At 43.6% G+C, this 1162-nt stretch carries 1 protein-coding gene; it reads left to right on the top strand.

All coding sequences use genetic code 11. The features are described 5' to 3' along the window. Positions 1-17: 17 nt before the first annotated feature. Positions 18-1162, top strand: a 1145-nt coding sequence (locus A9260_RS13360; protein ID WP_156684059.1) for a VCBS domain-containing protein, incomplete at its 3' end; no start/stop codon positions are given.

Genomic DNA, 1162 nt, shown 5'->3' with positions numbered 1-1162 from the left:
CACAGGGTGGGAACAGTGTGTCTCAGAACTTGGTGATTCGAGTTGATGGTACTAACGATAATCCTGTTATCAGTCATATCACATCAAAAATCGTCGACGAAGGTCAGCCTGTTATCAAAGGGCAAATCACCTCAACGGATGTTGACCATGGTGATACCGCGAAATTCAGTACGCCGTACAACCACGCTGGATTTATGCTTAATCCAGACGGTTCTTATACCCTTGACCCAAGTGATAAGTCTTTTGACCACTTAGCAGTGGGTGAGCATGAAACATTAATTATTCCTGTGATTGCCACGGATACTCAGGGTGGAAATAGCGTTACTCAGAACTTAGTGATTCGTGTTGATGGCACTAATGATAATCCTGTTATCAGCCACATTAGTTCGAAAACTGTGGATGAAGGTCAGCCTGTTATCCAAGGGCAAATCACCTCAACRGATGTTGAYCATGGTGATACCGCGAAATTCAGTACGCCTTATAATCACGCTGGATTTACTCTTAATACCGATGGTTCCTACAGCCTTGACCCAAGTGACAAATCTTTCGATCATCTAGCAGTGGGTGAGCATGAAACATTAATTATTCCTGTGATTGCCACAGATACACAGGGTGGGAACAGTGTGTCTCAGAACTTGGTGATTCGAGTTGATGGTACTAACGATAATCCTGTTATCAGTCATATCACATCAAAAATCGTCGACGAAGGTCAGCCTGTTATCAAAGGGCAAATCACCTCAACGGATGTTGACCATGGTGATACCGCGAAATTCAGTACGCCKTAYAAYCACGCTGGATTTATGCTTAATCCAGACGGTTCTTATACCCTTGACCCAAGTGATAAGTCTTTTGACCACTTGGCGGTGGGTGAGCATGAAACATTAATTATTCCTGTGATTGCCACGGATACTCAGGGTGGAAATAGCGTTACTCAGAACTTAGTGATTCGTGTTGATGGCACTAATGATAATCCTGTTATCAGCCACATTAGTTCGAAAACTGTGGATGAAGGTCAGCCTGTTATCCAAGGGCAAATCACCTCAACAGATGTTGATCATGGTGATACCGCGAAATTCAGTACGCCTTATAATCACGCTGGATTTACTCTTAATACCGATGGTTCCTACAGCCTTGACCCAAGTGACAAATCTTTCGATCATCC

It is taken from the genome of Vibrio sp. UCD-FRSSP16_30, from assembly GCF_001676025.1.
In the GTDB taxonomy this organism is placed as follows: domain Bacteria; phylum Pseudomonadota; class Gammaproteobacteria; order Enterobacterales; family Vibrionaceae; genus Vibrio.
This window is presented reverse-complemented; position numbering and strand designations above follow the sequence as displayed.